This window comes from Lentibacillus songyuanensis (genome assembly GCF_039548255.1).
Taxonomy (GTDB): domain Bacteria; phylum Bacillota; class Bacilli; order Bacillales; family Amphibacillaceae; genus Lentibacillus_C; species Lentibacillus_C songyuanensis.
In genome coordinates, this window is sequence record NZ_JBCLVH010000037.1 from 1 (window position 1) to 22,485 (window position 22,485).

The window sequence follows — 22,485 nt, forward strand, 5'->3', positions numbered from 1 at the left end:
TGGTCTACCATAATCTTATCGAGGGGCCCTAATATTTTCAAACCCCAAATTTAACGTTCTACAGGAATGCTGCGACACAGTGATAATTTCATTGAGGGTACTTTCTCCCGTTCTAATGGAAGATTGGTGCTTACATTCGCTCCGTCAGAATACTCCGCCCTCCCCTCACCCGGACGGAGGCATTAGTATCCCTCTTCCAATAGAACGAGTGTTATTAATTAATATTCACGACGTCGAATTTTCATCAACTACGAATTATAAATCTCATTAGTTAACAAAATTACCTGATAAGTCCAGAATTCTGTAAAAACAGCTTATCCTTTTTAATCCAATTGCACGAGTGCCCACCGACTGTTGCGCTTTTCAACATAAAAAATACCACAGTGACACACACTGCGGCAGACCTCATGTTATACTTTTCATTTTCAAAAAAGAGAGACCCAATAGGCCTCTCTCATGCAAAGCGTATTAAGCTCGGGATACGTATTTCCCATCGGATGTATTAATTACAAGCACATCTCCAGTATTAACGAAAAATGGAACTTGTACAATGAGCCCGGTTTCCACTGTTGCTGGTTTGGAGCCACCGCTTGCGGTATCCCCTTTAATACCTGGTTCAGTCTCCGTAACTGTTAACTCCACATTATTTGGTAGCTCTACACCAAGGATTTCTCCTTCATACGTAATCACGGAAACTTCCATATTTTCTTTCATAAATTTCAACTGCTCTTCAATTTGACTGGTTTGCAATTCAATCTGTTCATACGTATTGGTATCCATAAATGCATGAGTATCACCAGAGGCATACAAATACTGCATTTTCCTATTTTCAATATGTGCCCGGTTTACCTTTTCCCCGCCACGGAAGGTTTTCTCCTGGATGTTGCCATTACGCAAATTACGTAACTTGGAGCGAACAAATGCAGCTCCTTTTCCCGGCTTTACGTGTTGAAATTCAAGCACTTGCCAAATGTCGTTATCCACTTCAATCGTTAATCCCGTTTTAAAATCGTTTACTGAAATCAATCGAAAATTACCTCCCTAAGTTATGCTTATAATTGAATGAGATCTTTATTCGCGTGCGTTAACCGCTCATTACCCGATTCGGTGACAACCAGGTCATCTTCAATCCGGCAGCCACCAACATTTGGTACATAAATACCTGGTTCAACAGTAACAACCATGCCAGGCTTCAACACGGTTTGTGAACGATGGGATAAAGCCGGACTTTCATGTACTTCCATGCCTAATCCATGACCGGTAGAATGGCCGAAGTAATCCCCATAGCCTTGTTCTGTTATATAATCGCGGACAATCGCATCTCCTTCTATACCCGTGATTCCCGGTTTGACACCTTCTACACCTTTTAGTTGAGCCATTAAGACAGTATCATAAATTTTTCTTAATTCGTCACTTATTTCACCAATGGCAACTGTTCGTGTTGTATCAGAACAATACCCCTGATAAAGCGCGCCGTAATCCATGGTTACAAGTTCTCCGTGTTGGATTTCTTTGGTTGATGCGACACCATGTGGCAGTGCACCACGATACCCCGAGGCAACAATTGTGTCAAAACTGGATGATGTTGCTCCTTGCCGACGCATGAAAAATTCCAGTTCATTTGCAATATCAATTTCCTTGACACCAGGTTTTAAATAATTTTGAATGTGATCAAACGCATCGTCAACTATTTTGGCCGCTTGCTTCATGATTGCAAGTTCGCTTTCTGTCTTGATTAGCCGTAAATCTTCTACTAATCCACTGACAGGAACAAGCTCTGCCGCAAATGTTTTTTGATATTGTTCATATTCAGAAAATGCCACATGATTCTTTTCAAACCCAACATGTTTCACATTCCGTTTCTGCAATTGCTCATGCAGTGTTTCGATCATGGATTGCTGGTGCTGGACAATTTCAAAATCCTTCGCTTGCTCAGTCGCTTGTTCTATGTAGCGAAAATCCGTAACGAAAATGGCTGCATCTTCCGTCACAATTGCCGAACCCGCAGTACCGGTAAATCCAGTAACATACCGTCGATTGATCGGACTTGTAATCAGAAGCGCATCCAATTTGTTTTCTGTCAATTCCTCGCGTAGCTTCGTTAATTTCTCCATGTTCCCATTCCTTTCTGTTTTTCGTTTCCAACAAGCTAACACTTACATTAGCGAAAGCCTTTTCTTTCGTTCATTTATAGATAAGATTCACTTGCAACTATCCATAATAAGCAATCAAGGGGAAACGAAGAATTGCCTGTGGAAATATCCTGTTGTCTAATTGTCACTTGTATAGTTTATCATAAACAAACTTGTTTGAATAACGTTTTATTTGGTTTCGGCTTGCCCTTTAACGATCGTATCATAGTAATCATACGAGATGGAGTAACCAATAAAGGTACCATAAAGAACAAACAAACAGATAGTTGAAACAATCGTATGATTACTCATCTGGCCAAGGGATGGTACATTTCCAAAAATCGGATGTAACACATAAAAAATAATCACCCAAAGAACAACTCCAAAGATTGCTCCAAACCACCATGATTTGATTTTTTTGAACACACCATAATAAATGAATGCCGTTACCACAGACAACACCCCAGCACCAAAAATAGAAATAACGTCACCAAGCCAGCTGTCCGTCCACTCCGTTCGCAACCAGGATCTGAGTTCAAAAGTTCGTGGGGCGACCTCGGAGAAATTAAAATAATAAAATATCACACCACATATACTCCAAATTAGTCCGCCAATAAAACCGGTAAATAGCGACCTCGATAAAATGTTTGTAGGTTTCACATGCTTTGACCCATCAGCTTTTTGTTTTGTGTCTGCCATTATAACACCTCCACACCTTATTATCACCAATTGTCGAAAAATAAGTCTGGTAAGTTTTCGTTTAAGGACTAGTGAAACATGATTATTTTTAGTAAAATGAAATGAGGGAATGTCTTCCAAGTTGTTTGTAATCAATCAACGAAAAACTGTATATAATTGAATATTTTCATGGAAACAGGAAAGAATTTAAGATAATAGTTAAAAAAGATGATATAAAACCAGCTTCTAGTGGTATACAAGTAGTAGTGGATATTTATGTTATATCCCGATGATCAGAAAGGAGGTCACTAGTTATGATTCGCAATAAGTTTTCCGTGTTCGTTTATGTGATCATTGGTCTCGCTGCTATTGGTCTGTTTTCCCAGTTATTTACCAATACAGCACACTTTTTTAGCCGTATTTTTACCATGCTTGGGTTCGGTATAGCGGTATTCGCGGTAATCTATTTCGTTTTTCTCAGAAAAAGGGCCCCTTCCAACGATATGAAAAAATACAAACAAGCGGTTAAACAATCGAAAGCGAAATATAAGTCAAATACAAAGCCCCAGCAGAAAGCATCACAGCCTGTGCATATGAAGAAAAAGGCTGCAAAACGGGCATCTCATCTGCGGGTTATTGACGGGAATAAGCAAAAACGAAAAAACCGAGCTTCTTTTTAATAGATGCTCGGGTTTTTTAATTTTATACCGCTCTTAATGGACAGCAAGACTCCTATTGCAAGATTTTAAGATGAATCAAAAAAAGATAAGCTGAGATCAACTCTTACAAAGGCGTGGCAACTCAGACACCTGCACTAGAACGTCTGATTTCATCGAAAACCCCAACTGAATGAAGTTTCACTTTATTGGGGCCAGTTAGACAGAAATTGATTGGCACTCGTTCTGCCCGATAGCATTAAACGTGTTTTCGTTTCTTCCGGAATAGAAAAATTGACGGTTTCCACATCTTCAACAGGAATAAAAATAATGTTGTTTTTTTGTGACTTGGAAATATACCTTGCATCGTGTGCCTGTTTCATCGTTGAAAAAAGAGCAGACAGCATATCAAATGAATTTTTGATTTCCCGCGGCTCATAATCCTGCATATTTGCACTCAATTTCATCCCTAGTACCGGACGTTTTGGCGTGGTATCGCCATTATCAAAAATCCACAACGGAAAATTACTCAGCAACCCTCCATCTACCATCACACTTTTATGTTTTGTTTTTCCGGGGATTTTCTTTGGCATAAAAAAATACGGAAAGCCGGCACTCATCCTTACTGCTTTAGCTACCGAAAAATAGTTCGGATTGATGCCGTAAATTCGTTCAAGATCATCCGGGATAACAACCATCTTGCCAAGTGACAAATCACTCGCAACAACTTTTAAATGCCCTTCCTTTACATCGCTAAAGGTGTAAATGTTTTGTTTGGCCAGACATTCATACAACCAGTTCTCCAATTTGTCCCCTTTATAAAGCCCCATTTGAAAATAAAAAAACAACCACTCGCTAAATGGAATATATTTGCTGAATGCAGGCTTATCAAGCAGTTTCTTCAAATCAAGTTCTGCTAGTAACTGCTCCAGTTCCTTCCATCGATAGTCTGCTGCGATAAATGCCGCGACAATGGCTCCAGCTGACGTGCCTGCTACCCGGACAAATTTGTGCCCATATTCCTCCACGCTTTTTAACGCGCCTAAAAACGCATACGCCTTCACACCACCACCAGAGAACACGCCATCAATTTTCATCGATTCGCTCCTTCTCAAGGGTTTATTCCGTTTTTTAACAAGCAGAAAACCCCCACGGAAATGAAGTTTCACTTTATACATCTTTAAGCAGAACATTGAAAAATAGAACATCAAATTTATACTCGGCTATATTGGCAAACAAAAAACCCACCCGAAAATGGGATGGATTCGAATGTATGATCAATTTGTTTCAATATGGTTTTCACGCAGTTTGGCAATCCTGTCTTTATCCGCTTTAAAATATTGCACGACATCACCAATGCGGTCAATGGAATTCCAACTTAAGTGGTGTTCAATTCCTTCTACATCTTCATAAATGTTTTCATCTTCTACACCAATTATTCCCAAAAATTGTTCAAGTAATTCATGGCGGAAAACCAAGCGCTCCCCAATTTTTTTGCCTTTCGCAGTTAATATAAACCCGCGGTATTTTTCATAATTTAAATATTCATCCTTATCAAGCTTCTGCACCATTTTTGTAACAGAAGAGGGGTGAACCTGTAATGCTTCCGCGATGTCCGAGACGCGTGCATATCCTTTTGATTCGATTAAATTGTAGATTTGTTCTATGTAATCCTCCATACTTGGAGTTGGCATTAAGATCTCCTCACTTCAAAGAATAATTTTTTAGGGAAGGCAACATTGTTTCTAGTACAAGGATACATGATAAACAACTGATAGACAAGTTATATCTATTAAAAAGGGAAGAGCTAACCACCATGAGTGATCAGCTCTTCCGTAAGAAATCCTTACAGTCCACATTTCAATTGGGCACCACAGCTTGTACATGTGTTACAGCCGCCGATGTCTTCTACACTGCCCTCACGACATACCGGACATGTATCCCCCACTTCTGAACCGATTGTTACATTCGTTTTTTCCAATTCTTGAATGGTATCCATTAGGACAACACGCGGTTTTTCTTGTGGTTGTTCCGCTTCCGTTGTTTCGTCAAAGGAATTTTCCTCAGCCTTTAACGTTAATACTTGGGTATCACGGCTGCCGTCCACATAAACCGTTCCACCTTTTGCACCACCTCGATACAATCGTTGATAAACACTTTCTACCTGATCAACGGTGTACCCTTTTGGAGCATTAACCGTTTTGGAAATGGAGCTATCTACCCAGCGCTGGATGACACATTGGGTATCGGCATGTGCTTCCGGTGCCAACTCCATGGCTGAAATAAACCATGATGGCAATTGTTCCGGATCCTGTTCTGGATTGCGATTCAAATATTCCTGGACAATATCAGCTTTAACCTCAATAAATTTACCAAGTCGTCCACTCCTGAAGTAAGAAAAGGAAAAATATGGTTCTAACCCAGTACTTACGCCAACCATGGTCCCAGTGCTTCCAGTGGGAGCAACAGTTAACAAATGGGAGTTGCGAATGCCATATGTTAAAATATCCTGTCTAATATCGTCAGGCATTTGTTTCATATATCCCGTATTAATAAACGCATTTCTAAGCTCGTGTGTTTCTTCATCCGTTTTACCAACCAGGAACGGGAAGCTTCCCTTTTCCTTTGCTAACTCAATGGACGCACGATAAGCTGTAGTTGCGATCGTTTCGAATATTTGATCAACCAATTCGTTTCCTTCCGCCGAACCATATTCGGTTTCACAGTAAATCAATAGATCATGAAGCCCCATAACACCTAAGCCAACACGACGTTCACCTAAAGCTTGTTTTCGATTTTCCTCTAAGAAATATGGCGTTGCATCAATCACATTATCCTGCATGCGCACTCCAGTTTGAACGGTTTGCTTTAATTTCTCAAAGTTCACTGTTTTGGTGTCTTTATTGGCAAATTCAGCAAGGTTCACCGCTGCTAAATTACAGACTGAATATGGCGCAAGGGGTTGTTCCCCGCACGGATTCGTTGCCACAACCTGATCACCATATGCCTTGGCATTCGTCATGTCATTAGCATTATCAATGAAGAAAATACCCGGCTCGGCTGAATAGGTTGCACAAATATTAATCAAATTCCATAATTCCTTGGCTTTCACCCGGCGATAAACCCGGACACCATAGCCCATTTCTTCCCATTTACGGACATCGCCAACCTCATGCCAATGGTTGTTATAGTCTTCCATTTGCTGTTTTGTGTAATTTTCCACATCCGGAAAACGTAACTCATACCAGCTATCGTTTTCAACCGCGGTCATAAAGTCCTTCGTCAAACATACAGAAATATTTGCGCCAGTCAAAAATTCCGGATTATGGACGGAATATGATCCACCGTCACGTAACTTGTTTTCTGCTTCTTTAATCGATGACTTGGAAAAACCGCCCAATCCTGGCATTGTTTTATAATTAACAATTCCCTGATACAAGTCTACCTCTGTTCCAGTTAACGGGGTAAACTTTAATTTTTCCTGTGCCAGCTGCTTGATTTGATCATCCTCAGTATTTTCAATTAAGTATCGTAAAATTCTTGGATTCTGCATCTTGGAAATAATAAATTCAATAATATCCGGATGCGAATCGACAAGCATAATCATTTGCGCTCCGCGTCTTGACCCACCTTGCTCAACCAAATGTGTCAATTTTGCAATATCATCCAGCCATGATACGGAGCCAGACGATTTTCCGTTAACCCCTTTGGCCAATGTATTACGAGGACGTAGTGTTGATCCATTGGTGCCAACACCGCCACCTCTGCTCATGATTTCCATGACTTGTTTCCGGTGGTCAGAAATCCCTTCCCGTGAATCTTGAATGTATGGCATCACATAGCAGTTAAAGAACGTTACATCGGTTTCTGACCCAGCACCATAGAGAACTCGTCCAGCCGGGATAAAGTTTAAATTCGATAATTCCCGGTTAAACTTGGCAAATGACTCACGGCGTTTTTCTTCTGTTAACTCTACTTGTGCAAGTCCGGTCGCATTTCGTCTGGCAATTTGCTCATAATAAATTTCCAGCGGCTTATCAATCACATCAAGCGTTCGTTTTACAACACCTGTTTCGCGTTCCTCTTCCTGATCTAGTACATGAACAAATTCCGGGTCCACCTGAATATCAGCCTGTTTATGAACCCAGTCGATTTCTTTGACAAAACCCAGTCCGCGTGCCGGGAATTTCGGATCGGCCTTTACCGTCAACACGACAAAGTCCCCTGCCTTTAATGTTTTCTTTTGGGTGTCCTTAAAGGCATAACGGTCCAGCATGACAAGCCTTGATACTCCTTTATGTGTTCGTTTCATGTCTGCTGTAATCGGATGAACTTGCGGGAATAATGCAATGTCCTGATTTAGATTTTTTATGTTAATTTGGTTTCGTTCCTCGACAGCCGTCGACATTTCCTCACTCCTTTTCTCTAATTAGTTACTAGATTCACTTTACCACAAATAAATGAAATTAAACAAGATATTGTGCTCGTTTTTTATAAAAACACTATATATTGTATTAAAAGCAAAAAAATCGGATTTTGTCAAAAACGAAAAAATGTAATTTCCGGTGTATTTTTGCGATAAAACAAGCAAATAACGAGTAACTTAACTAAAACCATTTTTTTCACCATTTGCATTTAGCAATGGAAAGGATTTATCACTCTTCGTCTCAAATAACGGTTCATGGAAAATCCCACAAAATACATCATACAACCAATAACAAAAATAAAAACAGGTATAAAGTCTTTCTTTTAACATGCATTGACACAAAACTCTTTGAAAAAATCATCCAACAACCATATAATAGAAAGTGGAAGATTAGAAAAAACGGGGGACAAAACATGACGATTCTTATTATTTTACTTGTTGTAATTATAGGCTTTACGCTATTCCGCTATTTTCGGCAGCGCGCCTATCTAAAAACATTGACCGAAGAACAATTTCGCGAAGGTTATCGGAAAGCCCAATTAATCGATGTCCGGGAACCACAGGAATTTAAAAAAGGGCATATTCTTGGCGCCAGAAATATACCACTAACCCAAATGAAACAACGGCTGGTTGAATTACGCAAGGACAAGCCTGTCTACCTTTATTGTGCTAGTGGGTCACGCTCGACTCGTGCAGCGGAACTTCTCCGCAAAAAAGGCTATCAGGATCTAAATCAGCTTAAAGGCGGCTTTAAAAAGTGGACCGGCAAAATAAAATAAAAAATCCTTGTGCTTTGATTAACGGGAAGATTATGCAAACATATAGAAAGCACACTTGCACACATCCTAACAGTATAAATAGTAAGCAAAAAAGCTCAGCATTAAAACTGAGCTTTTTGCATGTTACTTTTTATTTGAAACAAAAGCCATATGTTTATCAGAATCAAGTTCATGACAATGCTGAAGCCCAATCCTTTCAGCTACCCGGAACGATGGTTTGTTAGAAGGTCTCACACGGGCAACAACTGATAAGTCAGGTATATAATCATTTGCCATTTGAACAGCAATTCGGCCCAATTCAGTAGCATAACCATTTCCCCAATAACTTGGTGAGAACCTGTAATAAAGATTCAGTACTTCTTGCTCTTTCCATCGACCTCTACGGATCCCACCAATTCCAATAACTTCTGATTGAGACGATAGAACAACTGTCCAATAACCATACCCATAAGTGAGCCAGCCGTTTCTCCAACTATCTAATGATCCCCTGGCTTTGTTAAGATCCTTTATCTGCCCTGCTGGACGATATTCCCTCTGTCAGCACCGTACAAGCGACTTCCATTTTTATCATTGCCGGAAAAACCATATCCTCAATTATCAACCAGGTGAAACTCATTCTTCAAAACCCCCATTATAATTAAGTCATGATATTCTCCATCATAAAAAAGCTCATCCCTGATTATTCCTTCCTGTTTAAAACCAAGTTTTTCATAGGATTTAATCCCTCTTTTATTAAATGAGTAGACATCTAATCCGATCCTATGTAAATTTAATACTTCAAATCCGTATTCTAAAAGCAAAGCCATCGCTTCGGTACCATATCCATTCCCCCAGAATCCATGATCGAATATTGAAATCCGAACAAGAGAATTTCGATTTTGATGGTCGATATCCAACATAGCTATATCCCCAATAGGTTGGTTATTTTCCTGCAAACATATAAGGAGGTCCATCCTGCTGCTGTCCGTAGATATGTTTTCAAACCACTTTTGAACCCCCGAACGACTAAATATGGTCTGGGTGCCTGTTAATCTCCTTCCTTCTTTATCCCAAAGAGCTTTGGCATAGAAAAAATCCAAGTCTTCATTCTCTATTGGTCTTAAGTAAACCCTTTTGCTCTCGAGAAATTTAATTGGTTCATATTGTTCTGTACGTTGCATGTTTTTCACCTCTTTTGAATTCAAAGACGACTTTAAGTAATAGAAGGAAATTAAACTATCTTTTATCCATAATGATCAATCAACATAACAAATGAACATAATTCGTGAATGGACTGGTATGCCCATTAAACCCAAACGAAATAAGGGATGCAAATTCAGCTACGTGTTGCATCCCTCTTTAGTGTTTTCTCCTTCATAACAGCATCTATTATGCTTCAACAGGCAGGTCTATGAATTCCAATTATGAATTCTCTTCTTCATACCTTAGAATCGGTTTTCTCGCGGCGGTTGTTTCATCCATCCGCTTCACGATGGTCGTATGTGGTGCTTCCTGAACGACCTCCGGATCCTCTTTTGCTTCCGTTGCGATAGCAAGCATTGCATCGATAAAACCGTCCAGCGTTTCTTTTGATTCGGTTTCCGTTGGTTCCACCATCATCGCTTCTTCCACATTCAACGGAAAATAAATTGTTGGCGGATGATACCCAAAGTCAAGCAGGCGCTTCGCAATATCAAGTGTTCGTACGCCTAATTTTTTCTGTTTCTTCCCAGAAAGCACAAATTCATGCTTACAATGTTGTGGGTATGGCAGCTGATATTCGTCTGCTAAACGCCGCATCATATAATTGGCATTTAGTACCGCGTATTCACTTACCTTTTTAAGCCCTTCGGCACCCATTGTGCGAATATACGTATAGGCCCGCAGATTAATTCCAAAATTGCCGTAATACGGTTTTACACGACCAATCGATTGTGGACGATCATGATCAAACGTATAGCTATCATCTTTTTTCACGATTAATGGTTTTGGCAAGAAAGCAGCCAATTCGTCCGTAACACCAACAGGTCCTGATCCCGGGCCACCACCGCCATGTGGTCCTGTAAAGGTTTTATGCAAATTCAAATGCACAACATCAAAGCCCATGTCTCCCGGGCGGGTGTACCCCATAATGGCATTTAAATTAGCCCCATCATAGTACAATTTTCCGCCGGCATCGTGAACGATCTTTGCCATTTCCATAATTTCTACCTCAAACAGCCCAAGGGTATTCGGATTTGTCAGCATCAGTGCAGCTGTGTCATCACCAACCACCCGTTTTAAATCGTCCAAATCAACTAAGCCGTTTTCGTTTGATGCTACCGTCACTGCGTCAAATCCGGCAACCGAAGCTGAAGCAGGGTTCGTACCATGAGCCGAATCCGGAACAATTACTTTGGTTCGTTTCATATCCCCATTCGCCTCATGAAAGGCGCGAATCATCATCAGCCCGGTCCATTCCCCCTGCGCTCCTGCTGCTGGCTGCAGGGAAACGTCATGCATCCCGGTGATTTCCGCTAATGACGTTTGCAAATCATACATCATGGCTAAGGCACCTTGAACGCTGGCGGGATCCTGATATGGATGAATATGACTAAAACCGGGTAGCCGCGCGATATCTTCGTTAATTTTCGGGTTATATTTCATCGTACAGGAGCCTAATGGATAAAAGCCGGAATCCACCCCGTAATTACGTCGGGATAGTCCCGTATAATGCCGCATAATTTCTAATTCACTTACCTCTGGCAACTCTGGTGGAGCCTCACGAATAAACGTGTCCTCCAGTTCCGCTTGCAAATCATATTCCGGAACGTCTAATTCGGGCAGGCTGAAACCAGTTCTGCCAGGTTTGCTGCGTTCAAATAGTAAAGGAAAGTCTTTAGCGTTCATTGATATCCCCCAATTCGTTGACGAATGTGTCGATTTCTTCTTTTGTCCGAATCTCTGTTACGGCGAGCAGCATGTGTCCGGCTAAGTCAGGATATGTATGTTCCAGATCATAGCCGCCAATAAATCCTTTTGCCAACAGCTGTTGGTTATAATCGGTAACAGATCCAGGCACTTTGATCACAAACTCATTGAAAAACGGACCATCTGTTATGACCTCAAAATCAGCCTTTTCGAGTTGTTCTTTCATGTACCGTGCTTTATGCATATTCAACATCGCCATTTTTTTGATGCCCTGTTTGCCGATTGAGCTCATCGCTACCGAACTTGCCAGTGCATTTAACGCCTGGTTGGAGCAGATATTTGAGGTTGCTTTGTCACGTCGAATGTGCTGCTCACGGGCCTGTAATGTCAACACAAATCCACGCTGACCATTTTCATCCGTCGTTTGCCCCACTAACCGTCCTGGAACCTTCCGCATTAATTTATTCGTTGTGGCAAAATAACCGCAATGCGGGCCGCCAAATTGGGCTGGAATTCCAAATACTTGCGTGTCACCAACAACAATATCCGCCCCAAATTCACCTGGAGGCGTTAAATACCCTAAAGCCAGCGGATTACTGGAAACAATGAACATCGTTTTCTTCTGTTCACGAATCAATGCCTCGATCTCATCTAAGGCTTCGATTTGGCCGAAAAAGTTAGGGTATTGCATGACAACACTTGCTGTATCCTCATCCAGTTCGGCAGCTAATTGTTTTAAATCGGTCTTTCCGTTATGTTGTTCAATTTCCACAATTTCAAGATTAGGGCCTTTTGCATATGACGCAATTACTTCCCTAGACTCCGGATGTACCGCTTTGGAGACAAGAATCTTTTTCTTTTTTGTCTGCGCTGCGCTCAAATTAACTGCTTCCGCTAATGCGGTTCCGCCGTCATACATCGATGAATTAGCGATCGGCATGCCGGTTAACTCCGAAATCATCGTTTGAAACTCAAATATTGCCTGCAGCTCCCCTTGCGAAATCTCCGGCTGGTATGGTGTGTATGCCGTATAAAATTCCGAACGGGAAATCACATGATCAACCACCGAGGGAATAAAATGATCGTAAACGCCTGCACCAAGAAAGGAACAGTGGTCCAGCAAATGAGCATTTTGACTTGCCAGATTAGTCAACTCTTTCTTCAGTTGCGCTTCATTTGCCGGCTTTTTTAGCTTCAGTTCTCCTTTGAATCGAACGTTTTCTGGAATATCGGAAAATAAATCATCCGAGTGCTCTACACCAATTGTCTTCAACATTGCCTGCTTATCTGTTTCTGTCATTGGTAAATAACGAAATTCCATTGATAGACCCTCCTTATTTCGACCGTTTATAAAATGGCGTCGCAACAACCACGGCATTTAATTTTCGTTTTCGAACCTGTACCTGCACGTTTGTCCCCACTTCTGTATAAGCTGCTTGTAATAATGCCAAACCTACATTTTTCTGTAATGTTGGGGATTGTGTTCCTGATGTTACAAAGCCAATTTCTTTATCGTCAATCAGCACCTGATAACCATGCCTCGGTATCCCTTTATCCATCATTTCAATCCCGACAAGTTTTCTTGTTGTACCTTCCTCTTTTTGCTTACCTAATGCAGCTTTTCCAATAAAATCCGCATCCTTATTTAATTTCACCGCAAACGAAAGACCAGCCTCCAAAGGTGTAATCGTTTCGGAAAGTTCTTGCCCATATAAAGCCAAATTTGCTTCAAATCGGAGTGTATCGCGAGCCCCAAGTCCAATCGGTTCCAATCCTTGACTTTCACCAGCCTTCATGATTAACTGCCACAATGCACGCCCGCTCGCTGCATCAATGTAAATTTCAAATCCATCTTCACCGGTATACCCTGTTCTGGAAACAATCGCACCTGTTTCGATACCAGTAAAGTAAACCGGGTTGGCAAACCGGAAAAATTTAATGGATGATACATCTGTTTCAGTTACCGATTGAAGAATTTCTTCAGCCAAGGGCCCTTGCAATGCCAGCTGGACATATTGATCAGAAGCATTGGTAATCGAAACACCTTCCGAATTATGTTGGACAAGCCACTGATAATCTTTAGCGGTGTTAGCAGCGTTGACAACCAGCAAATAATGATTTTCTTCCATCATATAGACGATTAGGTCATCAACTGTTCCCCCATTTTCATAGCACATGATCGTATACTGCGCACGGCCTGGCACCAGTTTTGCCATATCATTCGTCATCATTTTTTGCAGAAAAGCCAGACTCTGTTCCCCCTTGATGACAATCTCGCCCATGTGGGATACATCAAAAAGTCCTGCCTTGGTTCTTGTTGTTTCATGTTCGTGCTTAATACTTGAAAATTGTACCGGTAAATCCCAACCGCCAAAATCAATGGTTTTAGCTCCATGTTTTTCATACTCCGGGAACAGTGGAGTTTTTTTCAATTCAGTCACATCATCCACTCCTTTTTGAACATGCGAATTCCTGCTTGTTCCGTCAATTGTAGTATTTGACATGATCAGTCGTTCGCAATGTTAAAAATTATTTTTGCATAAAAATAGAGATTTCCCCGTCATTAGGAAATCTCTGTCCATCAACCTGAAAGTTGCGCATCCTTTGCAATAGTCTGATCACTATTAAGATGCTTGCTTCGTTGGTGGTCTACAAAAAGTGTAAACACTCTCCAGAGTTGCGTCCTACAAGAGTCTTTTTGCCTGAGAGATTCACATCACGTTTGCTCCTTCGGCGTTGCGTCGATTTCGTTCTACGCAATCTCTCCCCTTGTAATCATTCGCTTTATCCCGCCTTTAACAGGCAGTAAGACCCCCCACTGGTTTGAGGTGGAACTAAGAAGATATGTGGGGGGCAACTGCCCATAAAGGTCCGATTCTGTTTAACTAACATTCAGTGGGGGAGAAACGACAGGCTAAAACCGTCACGTCCTTATCCTTCGCCTACACTAGCACGTCTGAGTGTGTCGGAACCCCCACTGAATGAAGTTTCACTTTATGAAAATGGATGTAATTGGTTATACTAGATTGTACGATATTTTAGCCAACACAGAATGGGATCCGTGGTGGATTGGCCAACATCGATGAAAAATCGTCACCTCAGGCGGAAATCTCAATTTGGCTTTAGTATATCATAAAAAAGCTGCTAACAGTAAGAGAACTTTTATATTTTTAAAAATACGCATTCATTTTGAAAAAAGGAAGTTGTTTATAATGGATAACATTCAACTGCAAAAAGATACGACATTCATCGATAACCTGCAATCCTGTCTGGATAAAGAGACCGGTTTTGCGCATTGGAAGTTATTCCAAATGGCTTATGAAGCAGAAACAACAACCATGACAGACTCATTTAATGGGTTACGTTCGCTTCGGTACTTGCCACACGTTGAGTTTTTATCGCATCAAATTGCCTGCGCTGAGCAAGTGGTCGAGGAAATGAATGGCCGGGCTATTCTTGCTGATGAAGTCGGTCTAGGGAAAACCATTGAGGCAGGACTCATTTTAAAAGAATATATGATTCGTGGATTAGTTAAAAAAGCACTAATCCTTGTTCCGGCCTCCCTGGTCAATCAATGGGAGAAAGAATTAAATAGTAAGTTCTATATACCAGCAATTGGTCATCGAAAAAATTACTCCTGGGAGCAATGTGATATTTTAATATCGTCGATTGATACGGCAAAACGATCACCACATCGTGAAGAAATCGTAAATATTGACTACGATTTTATTCTCATTGATGAAGCACATAAATTAAAAAACCACAAAACAAAAAACTATGAATTTGTCCGCTCCTTAAAGAAAAAATATTGTTTACTATTAACGGCTACCCCAGTGCAGAACAAACTTGTAGAAATTTTTAATTTAGTGTCCATCTTAAAACCCGGTCATTTGGGGAATTATGAATCATTTCTGGAGCAATACGGAAAGGACAAAAAGCAAATTAACCAGGATACCTATTTAAAACAATTGATTCAAAAAGTGATGGTCCGCAATACGAGACACGAAACGGACCTCAACAATACCAAGCGGCATATTGAAACAATCTGGGTTGAATTCTCTGAAGAGGAACAACAGTTTTACCAAGAGTTGGATCAAGTTCCTTTTACGGCAGCATTTACTAAAATTACGTTGCTTCGGGAAATCTGTTCTTCGAGGGAAGCTTGTTATCTTTCCTTGCAAAAAATGGGTACCAATTCGCATACTAATGACGTATTTCAACACCTTGCCGAGCGCATCGAACAACTTCCCCATCATGCCAAAGCGGCAAAGGTTGTGGAACTCATTAAGCGAAACCCAGATGAAAAGGTGATTATTTTTACGGAGTACCGCGCAACGCAACTTTATTTGCAATGGTATTTACAGCAAAATAACATCACCTCCGTACCCTTTCGTGGCGGGTTTAAACGCAGTAAAAAGGACTGGATGCGCCAGCTCTTCCAAAATCATGCGCAAGTACTTATTGCCACGGAGGCCGGCGGTGAAGGAATTAACCTGCAGTTTTGTAACTATATGATTAATTATGATTTGCCATGGAACCCGATGCGCCTGGAACAACGCATCGGTCGGATCCATCGATATGGTCAGGAGAAGGATGTGCACATTTATAATTTTGCCATCCGTAACACGGTGGAAGATCATATTATGACCTTATTATATGAAAAGATTAATTTGTTCGAGTCGGTGATTGGCAATTTAGATGCGATCCTTTCCGATTTAAGCATTTCCGACCTGGAAGCTGAAATTCAATCCATTTTTTCCGAATCCACTTCAACTGGAGAGGCAAAAATCAAATTGAATAATCTCTCTTCGGTCATTCAATACCAACACGATAATCCAGTTAGCGAGGAACAGCAATATGGCAATTGAAAACCTAAACCAATTTCTCGTCCGTTATTTCACCGCACATGATTGCCAGCTTCTGCATAATGCAGATGGGGTATTAACCATCCAGTTAACGGAAGAAATGGACAAAGTATTAATGAATCGACCGTTCTATTGGCACTATATCAAAAAGATGGGAAACCAAGGAGATCCAATGCAGCTAACCTTAATTACCAACCCCGAACGGCAAGAGGAAAAAGGGGAATGGATTCATTATGGCAGTCCAAGGCTGCATCAAATTTTTAACCACCTGCGCACCAATGAAAAATATACAAAACTGTTTCAACAAATCGAAACCACGACAAAAACAGCCCTTTACCCTTGGCTGGTGATGAATGTCAAGATTAGTTACATCGGGAAACAAAAAAAGGATGAACTCCTATCCATCGGCCTGCAGCTAGTTAATGGCATGATGAGATTTAACATGATGGACCGTCTAAACGAGCTACCCTTACAAATGACGGTTTCGGATTATTGTTTTACCATTTCACCATTAATAAAAATGAAAAGTGGTGCACGAAGGATTGAATCGGTCATTAGTGATCATATCAAACAACAGTCAAATGACTGGGCTGCTGCATCATTAAAAACTTTGGAAGAAGAAAGTGCTATGCTGAAACATTTTTATCAAGACGTTACCGGCGAGGAACAAGCAGTCCAAATGGAAAAGGAATTACAGGAAATGAACAATCGGTATCAACCAACCATTTCGTACAATGTAATAAATGGCGGGATCTTTTATTTGCAAGAAGGCACAGTTAATTAAGAAACAGCATGTGAAATCTCTTGAATTCACATGCTGTTTCTTTCTTATCCGCCCTATCCTCTGATGAAGGATGCTTTTGTTGTATTTAGCTTGGGAATGTATTGTAAATTTCCCTGCTATTGTTTGGATTATGAATTTCATGCTAACAGGAACCTGCTTTATCCTTTTTTGATCATTGATTTAACCATGAACGGCAATACCCCAAACCATCGATTAGAATAGACGTTTTCTTCCTTATTATTTTTTTCTTTTTGTGTATGACGATGCTCTGATGGTGCGTTCATATATGCAACCACTTTTTCTGTAACGTACTTTATATAGTCATTACCAGACATGTAATCACCTCTATTATTAACATTCCCTCTGATCAGAGCTGCTATACTCCAGTCATTTTCATTTCGCAAAAAAGATTATACTTTTTATAAAAAAAAGAAGGAATTTGACGATGTATGTCGAATAGGTACTTATAACCAAATAAAAATGGAGGTGATAGATCATTGAACCCCGCAAAATCACTCGCAACCAGACTTCTTCAGTCAGCTATTGAAACGCGTGCCTCGGATATTCATTTCTACCCATTTTTCGATCACACAGACATTTATTTTCGTGTTCAAGGCAGGCGTATTTTCAAACAATCGGTTCTTGCTTCCCATTATCAGCAGTTGCTTACCTATTTTAAATTCACGTCAGGAATGGACATTGGTGAAATTAGAAAACCACAAGATGGAACGATAAACCTGGAAATAAACACGCGTTACTCCCTGCGTTTATCCACCCTGCCAGTCAATCATATGGAAAGCCTGGCAATCCGCATTCTCCCTCAAGAAGAAAACCTGACACTCGAACAACTCTTTTTATTTCCAAATCAGTTAAAACGATTAAAACAATGGATAGCACATCGAGCGGGAATTGTGCTATTTACCGGGCCAACAGGAAGTGGCAAAACAACAACCTTATATACCTTACTGCAAACCATTCTGCAAAAGGATTCCTACCAAACCATTACATTAGAAGACCCTGTGGAAAAAGACATCACGAATATTTTACAAGTTCAGGTAAATGAAAAAGCAGGAATCACCTATCAAGCTGGATTAAAGGCAGCGTTGAGACATGATCCGGATATTATTATGGTGGGAGAAATCCGCGATCAGGAAACAGCCAAATTTGCGTTTGAGGCCTCTTTGACCGGCCATCTGGTCTTAAGCACATTGCATGCAAAAAATGCAGCAGGTACGATTCATCGTTTATTGGAATTAGGGTTGAGCGTTGCTGATTTACAACAATCACTAATAGCTGTCGCAGCACTAGAATTATTGCCACTTGATGTTCAAAGCAAACTCACCAGGCGGGCTGCCATTTTGGAATTGCTCGATGACAACTTGCTGGAACAAACCTTAAATGGCTTCGATATCCACTCGATGGATAATTTCCAATCCTTTTATCATTTACGAAAGAAGGCATACGCATATGGCTTTGTATCTGAAAAAGTATTTCGCGAAAATCAGGCATAAAACACTAAAGAAAGAGCTGCAGCTGTTATTTCTTAATCGATTGTCCCGATTACTGAAAAACGGATATACGCTCATTGATGCCCTTGAAATTATTCAGTGGGATGCCGCCTTAAAGCTTCCTGCTGCGACCATTACCGCCTGTTTGAAAAATGGAAGCAGACTTGATCAAGCATTTGAACAATCCCAATTTAACTCCATCGTTACCTCGTACCTGTACTTTGTCCGGGCAAATGGTGATATTCAGGCAAGCATCGATAAATGTCTGATCATGTATGAACAGCGACTCCAGTATACAAGAAAATTCCAGCAAGTAGCCAGATACCCTGCGATACTGTTGATTGTCTTTTCTGTTGTCCTTTATTTCATTAAGCACTCTGTTCTTCCTTCTTTTCAGGATCTATTCCAAGGCTCCGGGGCAGCATCCTCTATATTAACGATTTCCGTTACGCTCATTGATATGGGAAGTGCCCTGTTCATTTGGCTGCTTATTTTAGCAATTATCATAGCGTTTCTGTGGCAGTTCAATAAGCGAAAAATCCCTATTGATAAACAAATCAAACTTTATAACGCGATCCCGTTTTATCGACACTATAAGCAAATCCATGTATCCTTTTTATTTGCCACACACTTTAGTTCACTCTTAAAAACAGGTATTTCCATTAAAGAAATATTAACAACAATGTCCAAACAAGGGAAAATACCCATTTTAGCTTATTATGCCAACCTGATGATGCAAGAATTAAATCAAGGCAAACACCTATCCAGTCTGTTATCACAGTTTCGCATGCTGGATAAACAAATCCCGTTGATCTTTCAGAAAAATGCTGATTCCTCGGCCTTGGAAAAGGACTTATCCATATATGCGGAATTTCTTACCGACGAATTACACCGAAAAATCATGAAGAACCTAACGTACATCCAGCCAATATTTTTTCTTGTATTGGCAGGACTTATTGTCTTTATTTACATGTCACTCATGTGGCCGATGTTTCAGCTAATCAAAACTATCTAAGGAGATATGTATCATGTTCAAAAACCAAAAAGGGTTCACATTAATCGAAATGCTAATTGTATTAATGATTATTTCTGTATTAATTATCCTCATTGTGCCAAATTTGGCAAGCAAAAGTAAGGATGTCAATGAAAAAGGGTGTGACGCATTAAAAGCCGTCGTTCAATCCCAAGCAGACGCCTATTACGTCGATAAGAAAAAAAATGCAACTGACACCGCCGATTTAGTTTCCGGAAAGTATATTACCGATGAGCAAACCTCATGCCCAAATGGTGACCCGATTGTTATTAACGATGGAAAGGTTGCCAAGTAGGTATAAAATGAAGAAAAACGGATTTACCCTTCTAGAAATTGTTTTCGTCCTCGGTATTTGGTCCATTCTATTGCTGCTTGTCGTCCCCATCCAATTCTCATTGTTAGATCACCAAGAAGAAAACCAATTTTTTCAGACGTTTCAATCCGACATTTTATTTTTGCAAAGTATGGCTTATGCAAACACAAAACAAGTGGATCTGACTTTTGATCAAGCTAATCACCGTTATACGATCCAATTTGTTGACGGGGACATATTACGTGAACGAACCTATCCTGCTGATTGGCAAATAGAAGAACGAACGATCGAAAAGAACATTGCCTTTAATGATCGAGGTACGGTAAAACAACCAGGCGTCATCAGTGTTGTCACTTCATCCGCTCGTTACAATATAACTTTTCCATTAGGCAAGGGGCGTTACTATATTGAAAAACAATAAAGGATTTACCCTGATTGAAGTGCTGGTGGCTTTTAGTACTGTCGTTATGATTGCTACAACACTCTTACCGCTCATCAGTACCATCAATAAAGAAGAAGAACATTTAAGCGAACGTCTGCGTTTTAGCAATCAATTATATGATGAACTACAAATGTATCTTTGGGAGGGGCAGGATCGCCTCCCCCCTTTTTCCTTTGCTAAAACCGATCATTCCACGACACTATTTTATCAATTCATCAAAACGAACGATCATTTAATCAAAGGATGTGTCAAATGGACAAATGTCAAAGAGAAATCGGAAACCATCTGTTTATATGGTTACTCAACAAAATGAATCCGGCTTTACCTTTCTAACATTGCTTGTTACAGTTACCATTTTATTCATGATCCTTCCCTTTGCTTCATACTTTCTAAAATCTGTTGATTATCCATCCCATAATCAGGAAATAGCTGTTCAGCAATTTTTTTACTTTTTACGTGATGATGTATTACGGGCAAAAGAATACACTGTTCCATCAGCAACCCAAATACGGCTTATCAATGAGGATAATACAATCGTAACCATTGAACAATATAAGGATCTAGTTAGGCGTCAGGTAGGAAAAAAAGGACATGAAATCTATTTGCGTGATGTACAAACGGTTTCATTTGAAAAGCTTTCCTACGGTGTTCAAGTTACCATTACCTCATTACAAGGAGAAACATATGAAAAAACAATTGTATTTTACCCATAATCAACAAGGCTTTATTCTTCCCTATGTGCTTTTCATTATGACCATTATTTTACTAGTGATAAGTGCTATGGTTTCTACCTACCAGAATGACATCCGAATAAGCCAGCATCATCAAGACCAGTTAAACATTGAAACGCTTATCCAAATGGGACGTGAACAATTTAAGCAGGAAATAGACAAGCATACAGCAACCACCGGGAGTGTATCTTATCGGTTTCCACCAGGAAAAGTGAACATAACCTATTTGCAAATGGGGGCTAATGAATATCATCTGTTGTTCCAGGTCGAAACCGAAGAGAAAAATTACAGTAATACCATGTTGATCTCCGTGGACGAGCGAGAAAAAAAGGGCGAATAAATTCTAAGCCATTTGTTACACTAGATAGTAATCGGAACATGTGGATATTTTTCAACAAATAGGACCTTTTTCCCTATTCGCCTTTCTAATCGATTATAATAGAGATAATCCTATTAGTGAGGTGGATACAGGTGGAAAAAACATTACGAGTGACCAATGTATTAAGTGACCCAACCCGTTTTAATATTTACCAACACATGATCCAGAACCATCAAGAAGTAAATGTTGCGGAAATTGCCCATACTTTTGACATTCATCCAAATGTTGCGCGACTACATTTATCCAAGCTCGAAGATGTACAGTTAATTGTTTCGCATTCCAGGAAAACTGGTAAAGGTGGCAGGCCAAGCCGTCAATACATGCTTTCTGATGAAGTGGTGGAATTAAATTTCCCCCATCGCGACTATAAACTGTTATCCACCATTGCGATGGAGTCATTTGTCGAACTTGGGGAGACCGGAAAAAAAGCACTTTATCAAACCGGGAAAAAATATGGGGCAAAGATAATGAAGCATTATCAATCCATTCCATCGACAGAAAGCTTGACAATACAACAAAAAATAACCATTTTAGAAGATGCTGGCACCATGCTGGGCATGTATCCGGATTTTCAGTTCGATGAACAGACCAACAGTATTTCTTTTCGAATTAACAATTGTCCATTTAAAGAGGTAGCACTAAATAATCACACGATAATTTGTACGATGCACCATGCCTTTTTGAAGGGAATGTTCGAAGCGCTATTTACCAATATCGACTTAACCGAAACGGAAAATATGTTTCAAGGCTGCGAAAATTGTATGTACGTAGCAAAACTTTCGATTGTTTAGCAGTAAGTGTAAAATATTTCTCGAGGGTATTTGAGCGATATTCTAGCCAAAAAAGAAAAGGCACTCTATCATAAAATGT

The 22,485-nt window shown here is 40.2% G+C and carries 24 protein-coding genes and 2 riboswitches; of the genes, 12 read left to right on the forward strand and 12 right to left on the reverse strand.

Features of this window, described 5'->3' with window-relative positions; all coding sequences use genetic code 11:
* Positions 1 to 468: 468 nt before the first annotated feature.
* From efp to WMZ97_RS20920, 3 genes are all read right to left on the reverse strand, one after another.
* The gene (efp, locus tag WMZ97_RS20910; RefSeq protein WP_343274032.1) at positions 469 to 1,026 is read right to left on the reverse strand and encodes an elongation factor P; all 558 of its coding nucleotides are present in this window, start codon (positions 1,024 to 1,026) and stop codon (positions 469 to 471) included.
* 26 nt (positions 1,027 to 1,052) lie between these two features.
* Entirely contained in the window at positions 1,053 to 2,114 is a 1,062-nt protein-coding gene (locus tag WMZ97_RS20915; RefSeq protein ID WP_343274033.1) for a M24 family metallopeptidase, read from the reverse strand.
* Positions 2,115 to 2,321: 207 nt separating this feature from the next.
* The gene (locus tag WMZ97_RS20920) at positions 2,322 to 2,831 is read right to left on the reverse strand and encodes a YqhR family membrane protein (RefSeq protein WP_343274034.1); all 510 of its coding nucleotides are present in this window, start codon (positions 2,829 to 2,831) and stop codon (positions 2,322 to 2,324) included.
* Positions 2,832 to 3,124: 293 nt separating this feature from the next.
* On the opposite strand from WMZ97_RS20920, the gene WMZ97_RS20925 reads away from it, so the two are divergent.
* Positions 3,125 to 3,490 (forward strand): SA1362 family protein, encoded by a 366-nt coding sequence (locus WMZ97_RS20925; RefSeq protein ID WP_343274035.1) that lies wholly within the window; start codon positions 3,125 to 3,127, stop codon positions 3,488 to 3,490.
* Positions 3,491 to 3,672: 182 nt separating this feature from the next.
* Here WMZ97_RS20925 and WMZ97_RS20930 read toward each other — a convergent pair whose 3' ends face one another.
* The 3 genes from WMZ97_RS20930 to WMZ97_RS20940 all read right to left on the reverse strand — a co-directional run bounded on the left by WMZ97_RS20930 (position 3,673) and on the right by WMZ97_RS20940 (position 7,874).
* Positions 3,673 to 4,563 (reverse strand): patatin-like phospholipase family protein, encoded by an 891-nt coding sequence (locus WMZ97_RS20930; RefSeq protein ID WP_343274036.1) that lies wholly within the window; start codon positions 4,561 to 4,563, stop codon positions 3,673 to 3,675.
* 180 nt (positions 4,564 to 4,743) lie between these two features.
* Positions 4,744 to 5,160, reverse strand: coding sequence for a transcriptional regulator MntR (gene mntR / locus WMZ97_RS20935; RefSeq protein ID WP_343274037.1), 417 nt, complete (start codon positions 5,158 to 5,160; stop codon positions 4,744 to 4,746).
* Positions 5,161 to 5,312: 152 nt separating this feature from the next.
* Positions 5,313 to 7,874, reverse strand: coding sequence for a vitamin B12-dependent ribonucleotide reductase (locus tag WMZ97_RS20940; protein WP_343274038.1), 2,562 nt, complete (start codon positions 7,872 to 7,874; stop codon positions 5,313 to 5,315).
* Positions 7,875 to 8,305: 431 nt separating this feature from the next.
* On the opposite strand from WMZ97_RS20940, the gene WMZ97_RS20945 reads away from it, so the two are divergent.
* Positions 8,306 to 8,671, forward strand: coding sequence for a rhodanese-like domain-containing protein (locus tag WMZ97_RS20945; protein ID WP_343274039.1), 366 nt, complete (start codon positions 8,306 to 8,308; stop codon positions 8,669 to 8,671).
* Between the two features lie 123 nt (positions 8,672 to 8,794).
* On the opposite strand, the gene WMZ97_RS22025 is transcribed toward WMZ97_RS20945, so the two are convergent.
* From WMZ97_RS22025 to gcvT, 5 genes are all read right to left on the reverse strand, one after another.
* Positions 8,795 to 9,181, reverse strand: a complete 387-nt coding sequence (locus WMZ97_RS22025; RefSeq protein WP_405027733.1) for a GNAT family N-acetyltransferase — start codon at positions 9,179 to 9,181, stop codon at positions 8,795 to 8,797.
* Positions 9,182 to 9,261: 80 nt separating this feature from the next.
* Positions 9,262 to 9,831 (reverse strand): GNAT family N-acetyltransferase, encoded by a 570-nt coding sequence (locus tag WMZ97_RS20950; protein ID WP_343274040.1) that lies wholly within the window; start codon positions 9,829 to 9,831, stop codon positions 9,262 to 9,264.
* Positions 9,832 to 10,072: 241 nt separating this feature from the next.
* The gene (gcvPB, locus tag WMZ97_RS20955; protein ID WP_343274041.1) at positions 10,073 to 11,539 is read right to left on the reverse strand and encodes an aminomethyl-transferring glycine dehydrogenase subunit GcvPB; all 1,467 of its coding nucleotides are present in this window, start codon (positions 11,537 to 11,539) and stop codon (positions 10,073 to 10,075) included.
* Positions 11,529 to 12,881, reverse strand: coding sequence for an aminomethyl-transferring glycine dehydrogenase subunit GcvPA (gcvPA, locus tag WMZ97_RS20960; RefSeq protein WP_343274042.1), 1,353 nt, complete (start codon positions 12,879 to 12,881; stop codon positions 11,529 to 11,531). Before gcvPA ends, gcvPB begins: the two co-directional genes overlap by 11 nt.
* A 13-nt stretch (positions 12,882 to 12,894) precedes the next feature.
* The gene (gene gcvT, locus WMZ97_RS20965; RefSeq protein WP_343274043.1) at positions 12,895 to 14,001 is read right to left on the reverse strand and encodes a glycine cleavage system aminomethyltransferase GcvT; all 1,107 of its coding nucleotides are present in this window, start codon (positions 13,999 to 14,001) and stop codon (positions 12,895 to 12,897) included.
* Between the two features lie 131 nt (positions 14,002 to 14,132).
* Positions 14,133 to 14,237: riboswitch (glycine riboswitch) on the reverse strand.
* 3 nt (positions 14,238 to 14,240) lie between these two features.
* Positions 14,241 to 14,339: riboswitch (glycine riboswitch) on the reverse strand.
* 433 nt (positions 14,340 to 14,772) lie between these two features.
* Here gcvT and WMZ97_RS20970 point away from each other — a divergent pair.
* Both WMZ97_RS20970 and WMZ97_RS20975 read left to right on the forward strand, forming a co-directional pair.
* Complete coding sequence (locus WMZ97_RS20970; RefSeq protein WP_343274044.1) at positions 14,773 to 16,428, forward strand: DEAD/DEAH box helicase; 1,656 nt, start codon at positions 14,773 to 14,775, stop codon at positions 16,426 to 16,428.
* Positions 16,418 to 17,209, forward strand: a complete 792-nt coding sequence (locus tag WMZ97_RS20975) for a YqhG family protein (RefSeq protein WP_343274045.1) — start codon at positions 16,418 to 16,420, stop codon at positions 17,207 to 17,209. Before WMZ97_RS20970 ends, WMZ97_RS20975 begins: the two co-directional genes overlap by 11 nt.
* Before the next feature lie 158 nt (positions 17,210 to 17,367).
* Here WMZ97_RS20975 and WMZ97_RS20980 read toward each other — a convergent pair whose 3' ends face one another.
* Entirely contained in the window at positions 17,368 to 17,544 is a 177-nt protein-coding gene (locus WMZ97_RS20980) for a YqzE family protein (protein ID WP_343274046.1), read from the reverse strand.
* Positions 17,545 to 17,706: 162 nt separating this feature from the next.
* Here WMZ97_RS20980 and comGA point away from each other — a divergent pair, with 162 nt between their 5' ends.
* The 8 genes from comGA (at position 17,707) to WMZ97_RS21020 (ending at position 22,406) form a co-directional block, all read left to right on the forward strand.
* On the forward strand, positions 17,707 to 18,720 hold the full coding sequence (comGA, locus tag WMZ97_RS20985; RefSeq protein ID WP_343274047.1) for a competence type IV pilus ATPase ComGA: 1,014 nt from the start codon (positions 17,707 to 17,709) through the stop codon (positions 18,718 to 18,720).
* Entirely contained in the window at positions 18,677 to 19,732 is a 1,056-nt protein-coding gene (comGB, locus tag WMZ97_RS20990) for a competence type IV pilus assembly protein ComGB (protein WP_343274048.1), read from the forward strand. Before comGA ends, comGB begins: the two co-directional genes overlap by 44 nt.
* 13 nt (positions 19,733 to 19,745) lie before the next feature.
* The gene (gene comGC, locus WMZ97_RS20995) at positions 19,746 to 20,045 is read left to right on the forward strand and encodes a competence type IV pilus major pilin ComGC (RefSeq protein ID WP_343274049.1); all 300 of its coding nucleotides are present in this window, start codon (positions 19,746 to 19,748) and stop codon (positions 20,043 to 20,045) included.
* Between the two features lie 7 nt (positions 20,046 to 20,052).
* The gene (gene comGD, locus WMZ97_RS21000; protein WP_343274050.1) at positions 20,053 to 20,484 is read left to right on the forward strand and encodes a competence type IV pilus minor pilin ComGD; all 432 of its coding nucleotides are present in this window, start codon (positions 20,053 to 20,055) and stop codon (positions 20,482 to 20,484) included.
* Complete coding sequence (gene comGE, locus WMZ97_RS21005) at positions 20,471 to 20,818, forward strand: competence type IV pilus minor pilin ComGE (protein ID WP_343274051.1); 348 nt, start codon at positions 20,471 to 20,473, stop codon at positions 20,816 to 20,818. Before comGD ends, comGE begins: the two co-directional genes overlap by 14 nt.
* A complete protein-coding gene (locus tag WMZ97_RS21010; RefSeq protein ID WP_343274052.1) occupies positions 20,766 to 21,218 on the forward strand; it encodes a ComGF family competence protein in 453 nt (150 codons plus the stop codon). The genes comGE and WMZ97_RS21010 overlap by 53 nt, the downstream gene beginning before the upstream one ends.
* Positions 21,190 to 21,576 (forward strand): hypothetical protein, encoded by a 387-nt coding sequence (locus WMZ97_RS21015; RefSeq protein ID WP_343274053.1) that lies wholly within the window; start codon positions 21,190 to 21,192, stop codon positions 21,574 to 21,576. Before WMZ97_RS21010 ends, WMZ97_RS21015 begins: the two co-directional genes overlap by 29 nt.
* A gap of 131 nt (positions 21,577 to 21,707) precedes the next feature.
* The gene (locus tag WMZ97_RS21020; protein ID WP_343274054.1) at positions 21,708 to 22,406 is read left to right on the forward strand and encodes a helix-turn-helix transcriptional regulator; all 699 of its coding nucleotides are present in this window, start codon (positions 21,708 to 21,710) and stop codon (positions 22,404 to 22,406) included.
* Positions 22,407 to 22,485: the final 79 nt, after the last annotated feature.